The 15,457-nt window shown below is 69.3% G+C and carries 13 protein-coding genes; 1 reads left to right on the plus strand and 12 read right to left on the minus strand.

Annotated elements, in window-relative coordinates; all coding sequences use genetic code 11:
* Positions 1–389 precede the first annotated feature (389 nt).
* The 4 genes from ctlX to ASG74_RS14170 all read right to left on the minus strand — a co-directional run bounded on the left by ctlX (position 390) and on the right by ASG74_RS14170 (position 3,696).
* Entirely contained in the window at positions 390–1,415 is a 1,026-nt protein-coding gene (gene ctlX, locus ASG74_RS14155) for a citrulline utilization hydrolase CtlX (protein WP_056144947.1), read from the minus strand.
* A gap of 47 nt (positions 1,416–1,462) precedes the next feature.
* A complete protein-coding gene (locus ASG74_RS14160) occupies positions 1,463–2,212 on the minus strand; it encodes a hypothetical protein (protein WP_056144950.1) in 750 nt (249 codons plus the stop codon).
* A 66-nt stretch (positions 2,213–2,278) separates the two neighbouring features.
* The gene (locus tag ASG74_RS14165) at positions 2,279–3,046 is read right to left on the minus strand and encodes a hypothetical protein (protein WP_056144953.1); all 768 of its coding nucleotides are present in this window, start codon (positions 3,044–3,046) and stop codon (positions 2,279–2,281) included.
* Entirely contained in the window at positions 3,043–3,696 is a 654-nt protein-coding gene (locus tag ASG74_RS14170) for a SatD family protein (RefSeq protein WP_056144955.1), read from the minus strand. Before ASG74_RS14170 ends, ASG74_RS14165 begins: the two co-directional genes overlap by 4 nt.
* 232 nt (positions 3,697–3,928) lie before the next feature.
* Here ASG74_RS14170 and ASG74_RS14175 point away from each other — a divergent pair, with 232 nt between their 5' ends.
* On the plus strand, positions 3,929–4,816 hold the full coding sequence (locus tag ASG74_RS14175; protein ID WP_162252807.1) for a universal stress protein: 888 nt from the start codon (positions 3,929–3,931) through the stop codon (positions 4,814–4,816).
* Here the strand turns inward: ASG74_RS14175 and ASG74_RS14180 are convergent.
* The 8 genes from ASG74_RS14180 to ASG74_RS14215 all read right to left on the minus strand — a co-directional run bounded on the left by ASG74_RS14180 (position 4,748) and on the right by ASG74_RS14215 (position 15,439).
* Positions 4,748–6,925, minus strand: coding sequence for a S9 family peptidase (locus ASG74_RS14180; protein WP_056144965.1), 2,178 nt, complete (start codon positions 6,923–6,925; stop codon positions 4,748–4,750). The two genes, ASG74_RS14175 and ASG74_RS14180, sit on opposite strands and share 69 nt — an antisense overlap.
* A complete protein-coding gene (gene dnaE / locus ASG74_RS14185; RefSeq protein ID WP_056144968.1) occupies positions 6,918–10,532 on the minus strand; it encodes a DNA polymerase III subunit alpha in 3,615 nt (1,204 codons plus the stop codon). The genes ASG74_RS14180 and dnaE overlap by 8 nt, the downstream gene beginning before the upstream one ends.
* Before the next feature lie 101 nt (positions 10,533–10,633).
* Positions 10,634–11,557: an RluA family pseudouridine synthase gene (locus tag ASG74_RS14190; RefSeq protein WP_056144971.1), complete on the minus strand. Its 924-nt coding sequence runs from the start codon at positions 11,555–11,557 to the stop codon at positions 10,634–10,636.
* On the minus strand, positions 11,550–12,158 hold the full coding sequence (locus ASG74_RS14195) for a signal peptidase II (protein WP_082569802.1): 609 nt from the start codon (positions 12,156–12,158) through the stop codon (positions 11,550–11,552). Before ASG74_RS14195 ends, ASG74_RS14190 begins: the two co-directional genes overlap by 8 nt.
* Positions 12,131–12,955 carry a TraR/DksA family transcriptional regulator gene (locus tag ASG74_RS14200; RefSeq protein WP_056144974.1) on the minus strand — a complete coding sequence of 275 codons (825 nt, stop codon included), beginning with the start codon at positions 12,953–12,955 and terminating at the stop codon, positions 12,131–12,133. The genes ASG74_RS14195 and ASG74_RS14200 overlap by 28 nt, the downstream gene beginning before the upstream one ends.
* Before the next feature lie 201 nt (positions 12,956–13,156).
* Positions 13,157–14,560, minus strand: a complete 1,404-nt coding sequence (locus ASG74_RS14205; RefSeq protein WP_056144979.1) for a DivIVA domain-containing protein — start codon at positions 14,558–14,560, stop codon at positions 13,157–13,159.
* 69 nt (positions 14,561–14,629) lie between these two features.
* The gene (locus tag ASG74_RS14210; protein ID WP_056144983.1) at positions 14,630–14,905 is read right to left on the minus strand and encodes a YggT family protein; all 276 of its coding nucleotides are present in this window, start codon (positions 14,903–14,905) and stop codon (positions 14,630–14,632) included.
* A 45-nt stretch (positions 14,906–14,950) separates the two neighbouring features.
* Positions 14,951–15,439 (minus strand): cell division protein SepF, encoded by a 489-nt coding sequence (locus ASG74_RS14215; RefSeq protein WP_056144986.1) that lies wholly within the window; start codon positions 15,437–15,439, stop codon positions 14,951–14,953.
* Between the last annotated feature and the right edge of the window lie 18 nt (positions 15,440–15,457).

The following is a 15,457-nucleotide window of genomic DNA, read 5'->3' on the forward strand; positions in this document are numbered from 1 at the left end:
GTGGGCTCGGTTCCGACTGGGACGAGCAAAGAAAACTGTGCATGCACGTCAGGCGCTTGTCAGGAGATTGCCAAAAATTGGCAAAGAAATGGCAAAGAAACGGTCAAGGGGCCTGAAGTCGAGTGTCGCTGCGTCCGTCGGCGTCGGTTGAGACCGGCCACGGTCAACAGCCTCAGGTTCGCGGCGCCCTCACCCGGTTGCCGGCTCTCGGCTGCAGCCCTGGAATACCTACTCGAAGCGGGGGCGGCAGCCATCGGGTTCTGACCCGATGTGTCCGCGAGACCGTCCGCTACCGACCCGTCATGGCCCACGCCGGCCAACGCCGGCGCACGACGTTTTGGCAGGTCAGAGCCCCAAGGCCAGTTCGAACGAACGCGAGCCCAGGACGGTCAGGCCTCGACGAAGAGGTCCTGCCCGTCGATGGTCTCGGCGTTCTCGTCGATGGCCTCGACCGCGGCAGTGGGCTCGGCCTCTGCCGTGGGGCGGCGATCGAGGTGGACCCCGGCGATCATGCAGCGCACCGACCCACCGGCGAGCTCGATGGTCGGGATGTCGACCGCGACGATCTCGCAGGACTCCTCGATCGTCTCGACCTGGTCCGGGCGCAGGCTGCGCCTGGCACGCGCCGACATGGCCATGATGTAGCGGCGCTTCCCCTCTGCGGTGCGGCCGCAGAGCTCCACGGCATTGCCGGCGAACTCCCGGATCTGCTCCTCGGTGAGCTCGACGATGGTCCGCCCGGTGACCGACAGCCGCTCGCGCACCTGCTCACGTCGCTGCGCGTCGGAGATCATGTCGAGGGCGATCAGTGCCACGTCGGTGCCGATGCAGGCGATGACGTTGGTGTGGTAGACCGGCACGCCACCGGAGTCCACCGCGTCGAAGGCCATCGGCTCGTAGCCGAAGTCGGTGCAGAAGCGCTCGAGGACGGCGATGTCAGCCCGGTGGCTGCGCGCCGTGTAGGCCACGCGCGAGACGTGGTCGAGGACCATGGCGCCGGTGCCCTCGAGGAAGATGCCGTCGGGCTCGAGACCGGAGTAGTCCACGATCGACTGGACGCGGTAGTCGGACTTGAGCATCTCCAGGACGTCCGCACGTCGCTCGTGGCGGCGGTTGGAGGCATACATGGGGTAGACCGCAACGGACCCGCCCGCGTGGGTGGAGAGCCAGTTGTTGGGGAACACGCTGTCGGGGCGGGTGTGGTCCTCGTCGGCGAAGACGTGGACCCGCACACCGGCACCGCGCAGCGCGTCGGCGAGCGCGTCCATCTCGGCCAGGGCGAGGGTTGAGACGTCGTCGGAGTCCTGCCCTGCGGGGACGTCACGCTGGAAGGCGTTGTCAGCGGCGGTCGCGGGGTTGGGCATGAACCGTTCGGCACGGATCAGGATGACGGCGGAAGGGGCCTGAGCACTCACGCACGGAATCTAGACCATGACGGACCGGCCCCAGAACTGGGACGCGGTCAGAAGCCTCCGAAGTCGCCACCACCGAAGTCCCCGCCACCGAAGTCGCCACCGCCGAAGTCCGATGCGTCAGCGTCCGGAGCACCGGTGTCGCCAGCCCAGTCCGTGCCACCAGACTCTCCGCCGGTGTCTCCTGAGGGGTCACCGCCGGCATCTCCACCCGGGCCGCCATCAGAGCCGACGTCGGCACCTGTCTCTCCGGCCTCGGCCGCCTCGGGCGAGGAACCGTAGTCGTTGAACAGGGCCCCGGCAATGGCGGACCCGACCACGACACCGGCCACGGAACCCATCATCGAGCCCATCATGGCCCCGCCCATGCCGACTCCTGCCCCGCCGAAACCTCGGCCTCCGAACGTGCGCTCCAACGTGCCGGGCTGGCGCATCTCTGCCCGGGTCGCGGCTCGGGCCAGGTCCTGCGGCTGGGCGCTGGCCGGCGTCTCACCCTGCGGCGCGTCGTGGCTCAGCGTGGTGAGCACCTCGTGACGCTGGTCGGGAGTCAGTCGGGCGAACGCCTCGGCGTGCACCTGCTCCAGCGTCTCGGGAGGAGCGGTCCGGAGCAGGTAGCGGTAACGGGCCACCGCGCGAGCGTCGTCACCACCCTGGTCAGCCGCGCCCGCACTCCCGAACTGCTGGGGCCCGGCCGTGCCGTGGCTTCCCTGCGTCGTCCATGACCCGCCGCCGGACCCGGGCGCATCTGCGTGTCCCTGCATGCGCGGCTCACGACCGAGCAGCCTGTCGAGGAAACCCATGGCTCCTGCTCCCATCGTGGCCCGTCGGGCGACGCGGCCTCGCTGCCCAGCATGCCTCACGAACGGTCAGCGAGTCAGTGCCAAGGACCCCAGGGCGACCAGCCAGCTGACGAAGCTGCCGACCAGGAAGTACTCGGTGACCTCGTCGATCCCGTCGCCCTTGACGCTCGTCGTGTCGTCCTTGGCCGACTGCAGCTCGGGGAAGCGGATGAGGCCCTTGGCGGCGATGACGATGCTCGCGGCGGTGATCTGTCCCGCGAGGCCGAGTCCGAGGATGAAGATGCGCTCCATGGGCCCGAGCAGGCGCCCGCCCTTGAGCTTCTCGGACGGCTGCGTCTCGTGCGCATGAACGGCGGTGGCGGAGGGACGCAGGGCGCCGACGCTGACGAGGACGAGCCGCACGATGACGTTGCCCGTCGCGAGGTTGGCGACGAAGAAGCCGGCCACGAGCAGCAGCCTGGCCACGGTGAGGTGGCCGGCGAAGGGGAGGTCGGCCCACGTGAGCCATTCGCCGAGCAGGCCACCGGGCTGCGACGCCAGTCCTGACATCACCACCAGGGCCAGAGCCGTGCCGCCGAGCAGCAGGAGCGCTTCGACGTGGCCACCGCCCCGGCGCAACGACCTCTCGGACAGGAGCACCCATCCGGTCAGGGGCACGAGTGCCGCGACCATGGCCACGATGTCGGCCACCCCGGTGAGGCCGCCGAGCAGCCCGGCGAGGAGGACCGTCAGCGCACCGACCGGCACGGCGAGCCGCTGGACGCGCCGGTGGTCGACGGCCCGCAGGAGGTCACTCACCCCGACGCCGAGCAGCCACACCGCCAGCCACGTCACGGCAGGTCCTTGAGCAGCTCGTGGCAGCGCACGATCACGGCAAGACCGTCGGCCCGCACGCGCTGTGACACCGCGGACGGGCTGATGCCCTCGGCTGCGGCCAGCTCACGCTGCGTCATACCGTCCAGAAGTCCCTTCAGCAGCCGCCCTGACCGCTCCGACAGCGAGCCAACCATGTGGTCCTGACACTGCAGGGCTGCCTCGACGGCCAGCGCGGTGCCGGACTCGTCCGGCTCACCCTCGGCCATCCGGTATGCCGTGTGCACGTGTTCCAGCGCGGCGCGTTCGGCGCGCTTCTCCACGTCGATGATGGCTTCCCTGGCGGCCCACCACGCAGGTCCGTCCTTGATCCCTCGTGCCGCGTCGAGCGTGGTGGTCGTGCCACGGCCCAGACCGTAGCGGCTCTCGGCGGCGGGTCGCAGTGCCAACCGCGTGCGCAGTGCGGCCTCGAGAGCGGCGCCCAGATGGGGATAGACGCCCTGGAACTCGTCTCCCACCGTGATCTCCAGTGGTTCGACGTGGCCGACACGACCGTTGGTGTCGGTCAGGGCCGCCTCGAGGGCACGGTGAAGGCCTCGACGGTCCGTCGTCTCGCGGGAGGCGACGACGTCCCCGATGAGGACGACGGGAGTGGCTGGTGTGGTGGCCATGTCCAGAGCATACCTTCATCTGACCGATCTTTAGTTTTTTGCTTCACTTTCATCAGGTTTAGTCGCTGGCTGAACCTGCGGTCGGCGTTCGACTGCTCCGCGCGTCCGTGCGACACACCCCCGGGCAAGGTCCATGATGGATGGACGGGCCCATCGAGCCCGTGACGACGGGGCCCTGTGGTCCCTGGCCGCGAGGTCTCCCGCCGCCAGGTCCACCACTGTGGGAGGCATCATGAGCGGCACCACCTCACCCGCCCGGACAGAGCGCATCGTCGTCGGCGTCGACGGCTCGGCACACGGCTGGGCAGCCCTCGACTGGGCCGCCGAGCGCGCCCACGAGCTCGCGGTGCCTCTGCACATCGTGCACGCCTTCGCCCCGGACATCCCCATGCTCGGTTTCGGCGCCACCGACCAGAGCTCGATCCTCGCCGAGGGCAAGCGGATGCTCGCCACGGCCGTCGCCCGGGCACACGCCGTGAGCTCGAACCTGCCCGTCACCACGGCCCTGCCGCCGGGCTTCGCCTCGCGCGCCCTCATCGGCGCCTCACGCGACGCCTCCATGGTCGTCCTCGGTGCCATCGGGCACGGACTGCTCAGTCGCGCGACGATCGGCGCCGTGGCACAGCAGGTCGCCGCGCACGCCAGCTGCCCGGTCGTCATCGTCAACCACGAGGACCACAGCGAGGGCACCCACCGGCGCGTCGTCGTCGGGGTCGACGGCTCTCCCTCCTCGATGGCCGCGCTGCACACCGCCTTCGACCACGCCGCCGGCCGGGACTGCGAGCTCGTGGTGGTGCACTCCTGGGAGGCCAAGGGTCCCGAGGACCCGACCCTGCAGACCGACTCGAGCTGGCCGGCATACGAGAGCCACCTCGAGCAGGAGGTGACCCGGGAGATCGCGGCGAGCAGCGCGAGGCACCCGGCAGTGAAGGTCCACCACGAGGTGGTGCGCAGCTCACCGGTCGCAGCCCTCATCCAGGCTGCGGACACCGCCGACCTCGTCGTCGTCGGCTCGCGTGGCACCGGCGGCTTCCCGGGGCTGAACCTCGGCTCAGTCTCGAACCGGCTCCTGGGTCGCACGGCCTGCCCGCTGGTCATCGTCCACACGCGGGAGGCGTGAGGTCGCCCCCAGCTGGTCGAGGACGAAGGCCCACTCCCACGCGATCTGCTCCCACGCGGCATACCGACCGCTGCGGCCGCCGTGGCCCGCCGCCATCTCGGTGCGCAGCAGGATCGGTCGCGTCGCCTCGTCGTTGGTCACCGTCGCCCGCAGTCGCGCAACCCACTTCGCCGCCTCGGTGAAGAAGACGCGGGTGTCGTTGAGGCTCGTCGTCGCGAGGATCGCCGGATAGTCCTGTGCCGCAACGTTCTCGTAAGGTGTGTAGGCCTTCATCGCGGCATAGACCTCGGCGTCCTCGAGCGGGTTGCCCCACTCCTCCCACTCCCCCACCGTGAGCGGCAGGTCCGGACGCAGAATGGTCGTCAGCGCGTCGACGAAGGGCACGGCGCCATGGGCCACCCGGAAGCGGTCGGGCGCGAGGTTGACCACCGCCCCCACGAGGAGTCCGCCGGCCGAGCCGCCCTCAAGGCCCAGCCGGTCGGGGGCGACCCATCCCAGCTCCACGAGCCGGTCCGCACAGGCCACCGTGTCGCTGAAGGTGTTGGGCTTGGCGAGGAGCTTGCCCTGGTCGTACCAGTGACGACCCATCTCGCCGCCTCCGCGCACGTGCGCCGTGGCATGCACGACACCGCGGTCGAGCAGCGACAGGCGTGCCACCGAGAAGTAGGGATCGCTGGAGTGCTCATAGGCGCCGTATGCCGTGAGCAGACCGGGGTTGCTCCCGTCCGGTCCCAGGTCGGCCCGGTGCACGACCGAGATCGGGACCAGGGTTCCGTCGGCGGCTGTGGCCCACTCGCGACGTTGCACGTAGTCGGAGAGGTCGACGTCACCGAGGACCGGCTGTTGCTTGAGGAGCGTGCGCTCTCCCGTGGCCAGGTCGAGGTCGAGGACGGTGCGCGGAGTCACGAACGACTCGAAGACGACCTGGAGAGCCGACTGCCCCGGCTCGGGGTTGTCGCCCAGGCCGACGGAGTAGATCGGCTCGTCGAACGGCACGGGGACCGGTGCGGCATACCCGGATTCGCTGCTGGAGTCGACCGGGAGCAGGGACAGGGACGTCAGCCCCTCACGCCGCAACGACAGCACCGCGACGTCGTCGAAGGCGTCGACGCCCAGGAAGCGCTCGCCCTCGCCGGCTGCGAGGAGGGGACGCCACTGCTCGTGGCTCGTGGCATCGAGCGGCGCCCACGCGAGGTCGGAGTTGGGGTTGTCGGTGTTGTGGACGATGAGCAACCGGTCGGCTGCCGGCTCGACGTCGTACTCGACGCCGTCGCGCCGGGGCGCCACGACCCGGAAGTCCGCCTCGGGTTTCGTCGAGTCGAGCAGGCGCACCTCGGACGTGGTCTTGGAGCCCAGGGCGAGCAGGATCCAGCGGTCGTCGCGGCTCGAGCCGATACCCATCCAGAAGCGCTCGTCGGGCTCCTCGTGGACGAGCACGTCCGTGGCAGGGTCGCTGCCCACGACGTGACGGTACAGCTGGTGGGGGCGCCAGGCCTCGTCGACGCGGGTGTAGAACAGCGTGCCGCCGTCGTGGGAGAACTCGACGCCGTAGCCGATGCCCGTCAGGCCGTCGTCGAGCGTCTCCCCGCTCGTGAGGTCGCGCACCACGAGGTCGAAGCGCTCGTCGCCGCTGGTGTCCGTCGCGAACGCCAGTCTGGTGTGGTCGGGGCTCACCGAGAGGGCCCCGATCGAGAAGAACTCGGAGTCGCCCGCCTCGAGGTTGCCGTCGAGCAGCACCTGCTCGTCCCGGGGTGTCTCGTCGGGCGCGACGACGGGCCGCACTGCCGGGTCGTCCACGGGCACCCGGGCATGGATGGAGTACTGCTGGCCCTCGACGGTGCGCGAGTAGTACCACCACGGCCCGGAGCGAACGGGCACGGAGAGGTCGGTCTCGAGGACCCGTGACTTGATCTCGGCGAAGATGCTGTCCCGCAACGGTTGCAGCCCCACCGTCCGGGCCTCGGCATACTCATTCTCGGCATCCAGGTACGCGCGGACCTCGGGGTCGTCGCCGTCGCGCAACCACTCGTAGGGGTCGACGACCCGGTCACCGTGGTGCTCGCGCACGTGCTCGCGGGTGTCCGCCCGGGGCGGGGTGAGGTCAGCCACCGGTGAGACACCTCGGACCGAAGAGGACCTTGAGGTCACCGAAGAGGGACTCGCTGGCGTTGACGCGCAGTGCGTCGTCGAGCCTGATCAAGGTGGCCCTCCCGGGTTTGGTCAGCTTGAGGTGCACCTCGGTGGTGCCGGGGTGGTTGGCGAGGACTCCCTTGAGCTCCTCCATGCGGCCGGTCGTCGCCCGCATGGTGTCGAGCGTGACGACCACGGGGCCGCGGGGGCCCTCGGTGATCTCGGGCAGGGTGAGCTCCTGGGCGTAGATCGACACCGAGTCGTCGCGGCGGTTGACCTTGCCGCGGACCACGGCGACGACGTCCTGCTGGAGCATCGTGGACACCGTGAGGTAGGAGCTCGGGAAGAAGAGGCACTCGATGGCACCCTCGAGGTCCTCCACGGTGGCGATCGCCCAGAGGTCGCCCTTCTTGGTGCGCTTGATCTGCAGCCCGGTGATGAGGCCGGCGACGGTGACCATCGACCCCTCGGGCTTGCCCTCCTCGGCGCTGAGGGTCGCGATCGCGGTGTCGGCGTGCTGCTGGAGCACGTGCTCGACGCCGAAGAGGGGGTGATCGGAGACGTAGAGCCCGAGCATCTCCCGCTCGAAGGTCAGCAGGGTCGACTTGTCCCACTCGACGGTGGGCACGGACGTGAGTCCCATCATCGTCGCATCGCCCCCCGAACCGTCGGCGTCGTCGTCACCGAAGGACCCGAAGAGGGAGTCCTGGCCGATCGCCTCCTGGCGCTTGATCGAGACGAACGCGTCGACGTACTCCTCGTGGATCCGGAGCAGGCCGGCGCGCGACTCGCCCAACCCGTCGAAGGCACCGCCCTTGATGAGCGACTCGATCGTCCGCTTGTTGCACACCACTGCCGGGCACTTGGAGAGGAAGTCGCGGAACGAGGTGAACGCGCCCTTCTCCTCGCGCGCGCCGATGATCGCCTCGACGACGTTGTGCCCGACGTTGCGGATGGCGGCCAGGCCGAAGCGGATGTCGGTGCCGACGGCGGCGAAGCGCGCGACCGAGTCGTTGACGTCGGGCGGGAGGACCTTGATGCCCATGCGCCGGCACTCGCCGAGGTAGAGGGCGGACTTGTCCTTGTCGTCGCCGACGCTCGTGAGCAGGCCGGCCATGTACTCGGCCGGGTAGTTGGCCTTGAGGTAGGCGGTCCAGTACGAGACGAGCCCGTAGGCCGCCGTGTGCGCCTTGTTGAACGCGTAGTCCGAGAAGGGGACGAGGACGCCCCAGAGCGCCGCGATGGAGGCCTCGTTGAAGCCCTTCTTCTTCATGCCGCCGGAGAAGTTGTCGTACTCGGCGTCGAGCACCGACTTCTTCTTCTTGCCCATGGCACGGCGCAGCAGGTCGGCGTTGCCGAGGGTGTAGCCGGCGAGCTTCTGGGCGATCTCCATGACCTGCTCCTGGTAGATCACCAGGCCGTAGGTCGTGCCGAGGATGGGCAGGAGGGCGTCGATCATCTCCTGCTGGAGCTTGCCCTTGAGCTGCGGGTCGAGCGGCGTGAGCTCCTGCTTGCCGTTCTTGCGCAGCGCGAAGTTGGTGTGCGCGTTGACGCCCATCGGGCCCGGTCGGTAGAGCGCGAGGGCGGCGGAGATGTCCTCGAAGTTGTCGGGCTGCATGAGCTTGAGCAGCGTGCGCATGCCGCCACCGTCGAGCTGGAAGACGCCGAGCGTGTCACCGCGGGCGAGCAGGTCGTAGGTCGCCTTGTCCGTCATGTCCTTGGACAGGGCGTCGAGGTCGAGGTCCTCGCCGCGGTTGGTCTTCACGTTCTCGAGGGCGTCGTCGAGGATGGTGAGGTTGCGCAGGCCGAGGAAGTCCATCTTGACCAGCCCGAGCGTCTCGCACGTCGGGTAGTCGAACTGGGTGAGGACCTGCCCGTCCTGGAGGCGCTTCATGATCGGGATGACCTCGATCAGGGGCTCGCTCGACATGATGACGCCGGCCGCGTGCACGCCCCACTGCCGCTTCAGGCCCTCGAGTCCCTTGGCGGTCTCGACGACCTCCTTGAAGTGCGGCTCGGTCTCGACGAGCGCGCGGAACTCGTTGCCCTCGGCGTAGCGGGGGTGCTCGGGGTCGTAGATGCCGGACAGCGGCACGCCCTTGCCCATGACGTCAGCGGGCATCGCCTTGGTGAGCTGGTCGCCGACGTTGAACGGGTGGCCCATGACCCGGGCCGAGTCCTTCACGGCCTGCTTGGCCTTGATGGTGCCGTAGGTGACGATCTGGGCGACGCGCTCCGAGCCGTACTTCTCGGTGACGTAGCGGATGACCTCGCCGCGGCGGCGTTCGTCGAAGTCGATGTCGAAGTCGGGCATCGACATGCGCTCGGGGTTGAGGAAGCGTTCGAAGATCAGCCCGTGCGGGATCGGGTCCAGGTCGGTGATCTTCATCGCGTAGGCGCACATGGAGCCGGCACCGGAGCCACGACCCGGGCCGACCCGGATGCCGTTCTTCTTGGCCCAGGTGATGAAGTCGGCGACGACGAGGAAGTAGCCGGCGTAGCCCTTGGAGGAGATGACCTCGATCTCGTAGTCAGCCTGCTTCTGCGCATACTCCGGTATGCCGTCCGGGAACCTTTCGCGCAGACCGGCCTGGACCTCCTTGACGAACCACGACGCCTCGTTCTCGCCCGGCGGGCACTCGAACCGCGGCATGTAGCGGCCCTCACCCTCGGTGAAGGAGACCTCGCACATGTCGGCGACGAGCAGCGTGTTGTCGCAGGCCTCCGGCAGCTCACGCCACGTGTGACGCATCTCGGCGGCGGACTTGAGGTAGTAGCCGTCGCCGTCGAACTTGAACCGGTTGGGGTCCATGAGGGTCGAGCCGGACTGCACGCACAGCAGGGCGCCGTGGGCCTTGGAGTCCTCGGGGTAGGTGTAGTGGCTGTCGTTGGTGGCGAGCAGCGGGAGGTTGAGCTCCTTGGCCAGGCGCAGCAGGTCCTTGATGGTGCGCCGCTCGATCTCGTTCTGGTGGTCCATGACCTCGCAGAAGTAGTTCTCGGCGCCGAAGAGGTCCCGGTAGTCGCTGGCGGCTTGCTTGGCGAGGTCGTACTGGCCCAGCCGCAGGCGCGTCTGGATCTCGCTCGACGGGCAGCCGGTCGTCGCGATGAGGCCCTTGCCGTGCTGGTCGAGGAGCTCGCGGTCGATGCGGGGCCACTTGGCATAGACCTGGTCGAGCGAGGCCATGCTGTCCATCTTGAACAGGTTGCGCAGGCCGTCATTGTTCTTGGCGAGCAGCGTCATGTGCGTGTAGGCACCGGAGCCGGAGACGTCGTCACCCTGCCGGGTGCGCTCGTCGCCCCACTTGACGCGGGTCTTGTCGGTGCGGTGGGTGCCTGGGGTGACGTAGGCCTCGAGCCCGATGATGGGCTTGACGCCGGTCCCCTGCGCCTTGCGCCAGAACTCGTGCGCGCCGTAGAGGTAACCGTGGTCGGTCATGGCGAGCGCCGGCATACCCAGCTCTGCAGCCCGCGTGAAGAGGTCCCCGATGCGTGCCGCTCCATCGAGCATGGAGTACTCGGTGTGGACGTGGAGGTGGACGAAGTTGTCCTTGCGGTCCGGGGCTGGGGAAGAGGTGGGCGACGACATCGTGGACCATCCTAGGTCGCCGCGCCGACACCTCCGAGCGCCGCGCCATCGTGTGACGGATGAGGGCCGTGGGACAGGCCCACGGCGCCCTCAGGCGCCCCTCAGAGTCGCTCGAGCGCGCCCTGGAGGTCCGCGGGGTACTGGCTCTCGAAGGTGACCCACTCCCCCGAGCCCGGGTGCTCGAAGCCCAGGCCCACGGCGTGCAGCCACTGCCGTTCGAGGCCGAGCTTCTTGGCCAGCGTCGGGTCGGCGCCATAGGTGAGGTCGCCGACGCACGGGTGGCGTAGCGCGGAGAAGTGGACGCGGATCTGGTGGGTGCGACCCGTCTCGAGGTGGATCTCGAGCAGGCTCGCGTGGCGGAATGCCTCGAGGAGCTCGTAGTGCGTCACGGCGTGCTTGCCCGACTCCATGACCGCGAACTTGTAGTCGTGGCCGGGGTGACGCGCGATGGGCGCGTCGATGGTGCCGACGAGCGGGTCGGGCAGGCCCTGCACGAGCGCGTGGTAGGTCTTGTCGACCGTGCGTTCCTTGAACGCCCGCTTGAGCAGCGAGTAGCCGCGCTCGCTCTTGCAGACGACCATGAGCCCGGACGTTCCGACGTCGAGGCGGGAGACGATGCCCTGGCGCTCACTGGCGCCGCTCGTGGAGATCCGGTAGCCGGCAGCGGCCAGACCACCCAGGACCGTCGGACCGGTCCAGCCCACGCTGGGGTGGGCCGCGACGCCGACCGGCTTGTCGACGACCACGATGTCGTCGTCGTCGTGGATGATCCCCATGCCCGGCACGGGTTCGGCGATGACCTCGAGGGTCGGGCTGGGGTCGTTGCTCGGCAGGGCGAGCTCGAGCACGTCGCCACCGTGGACCCGGTGGGACTTGCCCACGCTGGCCCCGTTGACCGCGACCCCTCCACCGGCGGCGAGGTCGGCCGCCCGGGTGCGGGACAGGCCGAAGAGCCGCGAGATGGCGGCGTCGACGCGTTCACCCTGGAGCCCCTCGGGGATGAGCATGGTGCGGCTGTCAGACATGGTCGCCTTCCTCGTCCTGCACGACGTGGTCGGCTTCGTGACGACCGTGCGTCACACCCTCGAGAGGTATGCCGCGCATCGCCAGGAGCGCTCCGAACACCGCTGCCGCGACGATCGCGATGTCGGCGATGTTGCCGATGAACAGGCCGGCGTAGTCGATGAAGTCGACGACGTGGCCTCGTCCGAAGCCCGGCTCACGCAGGATGCGGTCGAGGAGGTTGCCGATGGCGCCGCCGAGGAGCATGCCCAGGGTGACCGCCCACCAGGGATGCCCCACCCGTCGGGCAGCCCGGCCCACCCACACCACGATGCCCAGGGCGACGATCGTCAGCAGCCAGGTCACCCCGTCGCCGAGGGAGAAGGCCGCCCCCGCGTTGCGGATGAGGTTGAGGCGCACCACGGGGCCGAGGAGGTCGCGCGGCTCGCCCGGCGTGAGGGTCGCCAGGGCCCAGAGCTTGGAGCCCTGGTCGAGGGCGAGCGTGAGCAGGCCCACACCCACCAGGAGGGCAAACAGCCGCGACCGGCCCTGGACGTGATCCGGGGCCGGTGCGGGAGTGGACTGGAGGCTGGGCGTCAGCGGCGTTCCTGTTTCGTCTTGCATGGCATGCATAGGGTCGCACGAGGGGCGGCCTGGAGACGAAGTTTGCCGATCGGCTGGGCGCAGGACTCGCACACGCCGTAGGTCCCGTCGTCCAGACGCTCGAGGGCGTGCTCGTTCTGGCGAAGCATCTCGCGGGCGTTGTCGGCGAGCGCGATCTCCTGCTCGCGGTCATAGGTCTTGGCGCCCGCGTCCGCCTGGTCGTCGCCGGCTCCGTCACCGGAGTCACGCAGCAGCTCGGACATCTCGGCCTCGGCCACCTCGAGCTCCGCCTTGAGCTGGGCGATGTCCGACTCGATCTCGGCGCGCACTGCCTTGAGCTCCTTGGCGGTCCAGGGCGACTCGTCGCCACGCACGACCAGGGCTGCCTTCTTGGCCGCCTTCTTGGCCGGGGCCCTGGTGGCCGCGGCTGACGTGGCAGATGTCTTCGTGGCGGGACGCGCCTGTGCTGCAGCCGTCTTCGCGGCTGGAGCCTTCGTGGCAGGCGCCTTCGCGGCTGGAGCCTTGGCGGGCGCCTTCGTGGCGGGCGCCTTCTTGGCCGGAGCCTTGACGGCAGCCTTCTGGGCCGGTGCCTTCTTCGCCGCGGCGGCCTTCGTGGCGGGCGCCTTCTTCGCCGGAGCCTTCTTGGCCGGGGCTTTCTTCGCCGTCGACGTCGCTGACGCGGAGGTCGAGGCGGACGATCTCGCTGAGCTCAACGCTGCGGAGGCCTTGGCGCCCACCTTCTTCGCCGCCGCCTTCGCAGCCGAGGTCTTGCCGGATCCAGCGGGGGTGGCCCCGGAGGGAGCGCGCTTGGCAGCCATGCCTGTCCTCACTCGTCAACAAAAGGTCGGGCCCGTGAGGGCTCGACCACGTGCCGCGAGGATAAGCCCTGATGATGCGCACCACAATGCAAAACGCCACACGACCTGCGAAGTTCGCCCACGGCATACAGGCTGGAGGAACGCCACAGGGCACCCGGATGACCGGGTGCCCTGTGTGGTGGAGCGCAGCTCAGTGACGCGTCACTGCTCCTGCGTGGCGGCTTCCTCGAGCTCGGGGTCGACCGCCGTCTGGTCCAGCTCCTCGAGCTGGCCCTGGATCCAGGTCTTGAGGCGACCGCGGTACTCACGCTCGAAGTTGCGCAGCTGCTCGATCTTGCGCTCGAGCACGGTCCGCTGCTCGTTGAGCTCCTGGAGGATGGCGGCCTTGCGCTGCTGCGCCTCGTGCACCATGCCCGTGGACCGCTCGCGCGCCTCGGTGATGAGCTCCTCGCGCTTGCTCGTCGCCTCGGCCAGCATCGTGTCGTGCTGCGTCTGGGCGGTGGTCACCAGCTCGTCGTGCTGCGCCTGGGCCGTCGAGATCAGCTCGTCGTGCCGCGACTGCGCCGTGGAGACGAGCTCGTCGTGCCTGGACTGGCCGGCGTTGACCAGCTCGTCATGCTTGGACTGACCGGTGTTGACGAACTCGTGGTGCTTCGCCTCGCCGGTGCTGAGCAGCTCGTCGTGGCGCGCCTGCGCCTCGCGCAGCATCTCGTCGCGGCGGGTCTCACCGGCGCTGACGTGCTCGTCGTGGAGTCGCTGCGCGAGGGCGAGGACGCCTGCCGCGGACCCGGCACCCGCTGCGCCGGCGCCGGCGTCGCCCTGGTCGTCCTGACCCTGTCGCTGAGCCTGAGCCTTCGAGATCCGCTCCTGCGACTCGGACTCTGCCTGCTCGGCCTCTGCCTGAGCCTTCTGGATGCGGTGCTGGGCGTCCTTCTCGGCCGCGTCGACGCGAGCCTGCAGGGTGGCGAGCTGCTCGTCGGCACCTTGGTGGGCCTGGTCGCGGACGGCCTGGCGCTCCTGCTCGTTCTCGGCGGACGCGGTCTCGCGCTCGGCACGCTCGCGGTCGCGATCGGCGGCGATCGAGTCGCGCTCGCCCACGAGGGAGTCGCGCTCGCCGACCAGGGAGTCCCGCTCGCCGACGGCCTGCTGGTGCTCGTCGCGCAGGGCCGAGAGCTGCTGGTCGGACTCCGCGAGCTGCTGCTCGAGGTCCTTGACGCGCTGCTCGAGCTCGTTGTTGCGCTGGGCGAGACCCTCGGCCTCACCCTTGCCCTCGTCGTGGGCCTGCTGGCTCTTGCCCTCGAGCTCCTCGAGCTCGCGCACGCGGGCCTCGAGCTCGGAGTTGCGGCCCTCGAGCTTGCTGATCTCCGCGGACCGGTCGGGCGAGACAGCGGCGGCGACGGGTGCCGCTGCGGCGACGGGCTCGAGACCACGACCCTGACGGCAGTCGTTGAGCTGCTTGCGCACCTCGTCGTCGGCCTTGGCCATGCGACGCATCTCGGCGACGATGTCATCGAGGAAGTCGTCCACCTCGCGCTCGTCATATCCGCGCCGGAACTGGGTGGTCGTGAACGTCTTGTTGAGGACGTCCTCGGGCGACAACGCCATGTCAACTCCTCTGTCTCGATCGGTTCGGGGGTGCCGTGCGCCTCCGGGCACAGGGCTCAGCCATCCAGCCTAGAGGATGGCCAAAAGCAGGTAGAGCGCGAGGACCAGGACGAGGAAACCGAGGTCGATCGAGGCGCCACCGAGGCGCAGAGGCGGCAGGACCTTGCGCAGTGCGCGCAGCGGCGGGTCGGTCAGGGTGTAGACGGCCTCGGCGACGACGAGCATCACTCCGCGCGGGCGCCAGTCACGGGCGAAGACCCGGATCCAGTCGAGGATGAGCCGTCCGAAAACCACCATCAGATACAGCCAGACGATGAGTTTGAGCAGCTCAAGCACCGTGTTCATGGGGACCAGTGTGCGGGACCGCAGTGCGGCTGCCGCGCGCCGGGGTCAGCTCTGGTTGAACAGCGTGCGACCGGGGACGGCTGCCGACTCCTCGGCGTGGACCTCGACGGTCGACGGCGAGAGGAGGAAGACCTTGGCCGTGACGCGCTCGATCGCACCATGCAGGCCGAAGACGAGGCCGGCGGCGAAGTCGACGAGGCGCTTGGCGTCGGCGTCGTCCATGTCGGTGAGGTTCATGATGACGGGGGTGCCGTCACGGAAGTTCTCCCCGATCGTCTTCGCCTCGTTGTAGGTGCGGGGGTGGATCGTCGTGATCCGCGAGATGCCGGAGGCCTCGGGAGTGCGCACCACCTGGGCGACGCTGCGGCGGTTCGCCAGGGGGGTGACCTCGGCGCCACGCTCACGCGGCTCAGCAGCCTCCTCGGGCTCGTAGGCCGCTTCGCTGTCGTACTCGTCGTAGGCCTCGTCGTAGTAACGGCCCTCGTCCTCGGCCAGGCCGAGGTAGACCATCGTCTTGCGCAACGCGCCAGCCATGAGAGCTCCTAGTACGAA

It is taken from the genome of Knoellia sp. Soil729 (assembly GCF_001427985.1).
Classification (GTDB): Bacteria; Actinomycetota; Actinomycetes; order Actinomycetales; family Dermatophilaceae; genus Knoellia.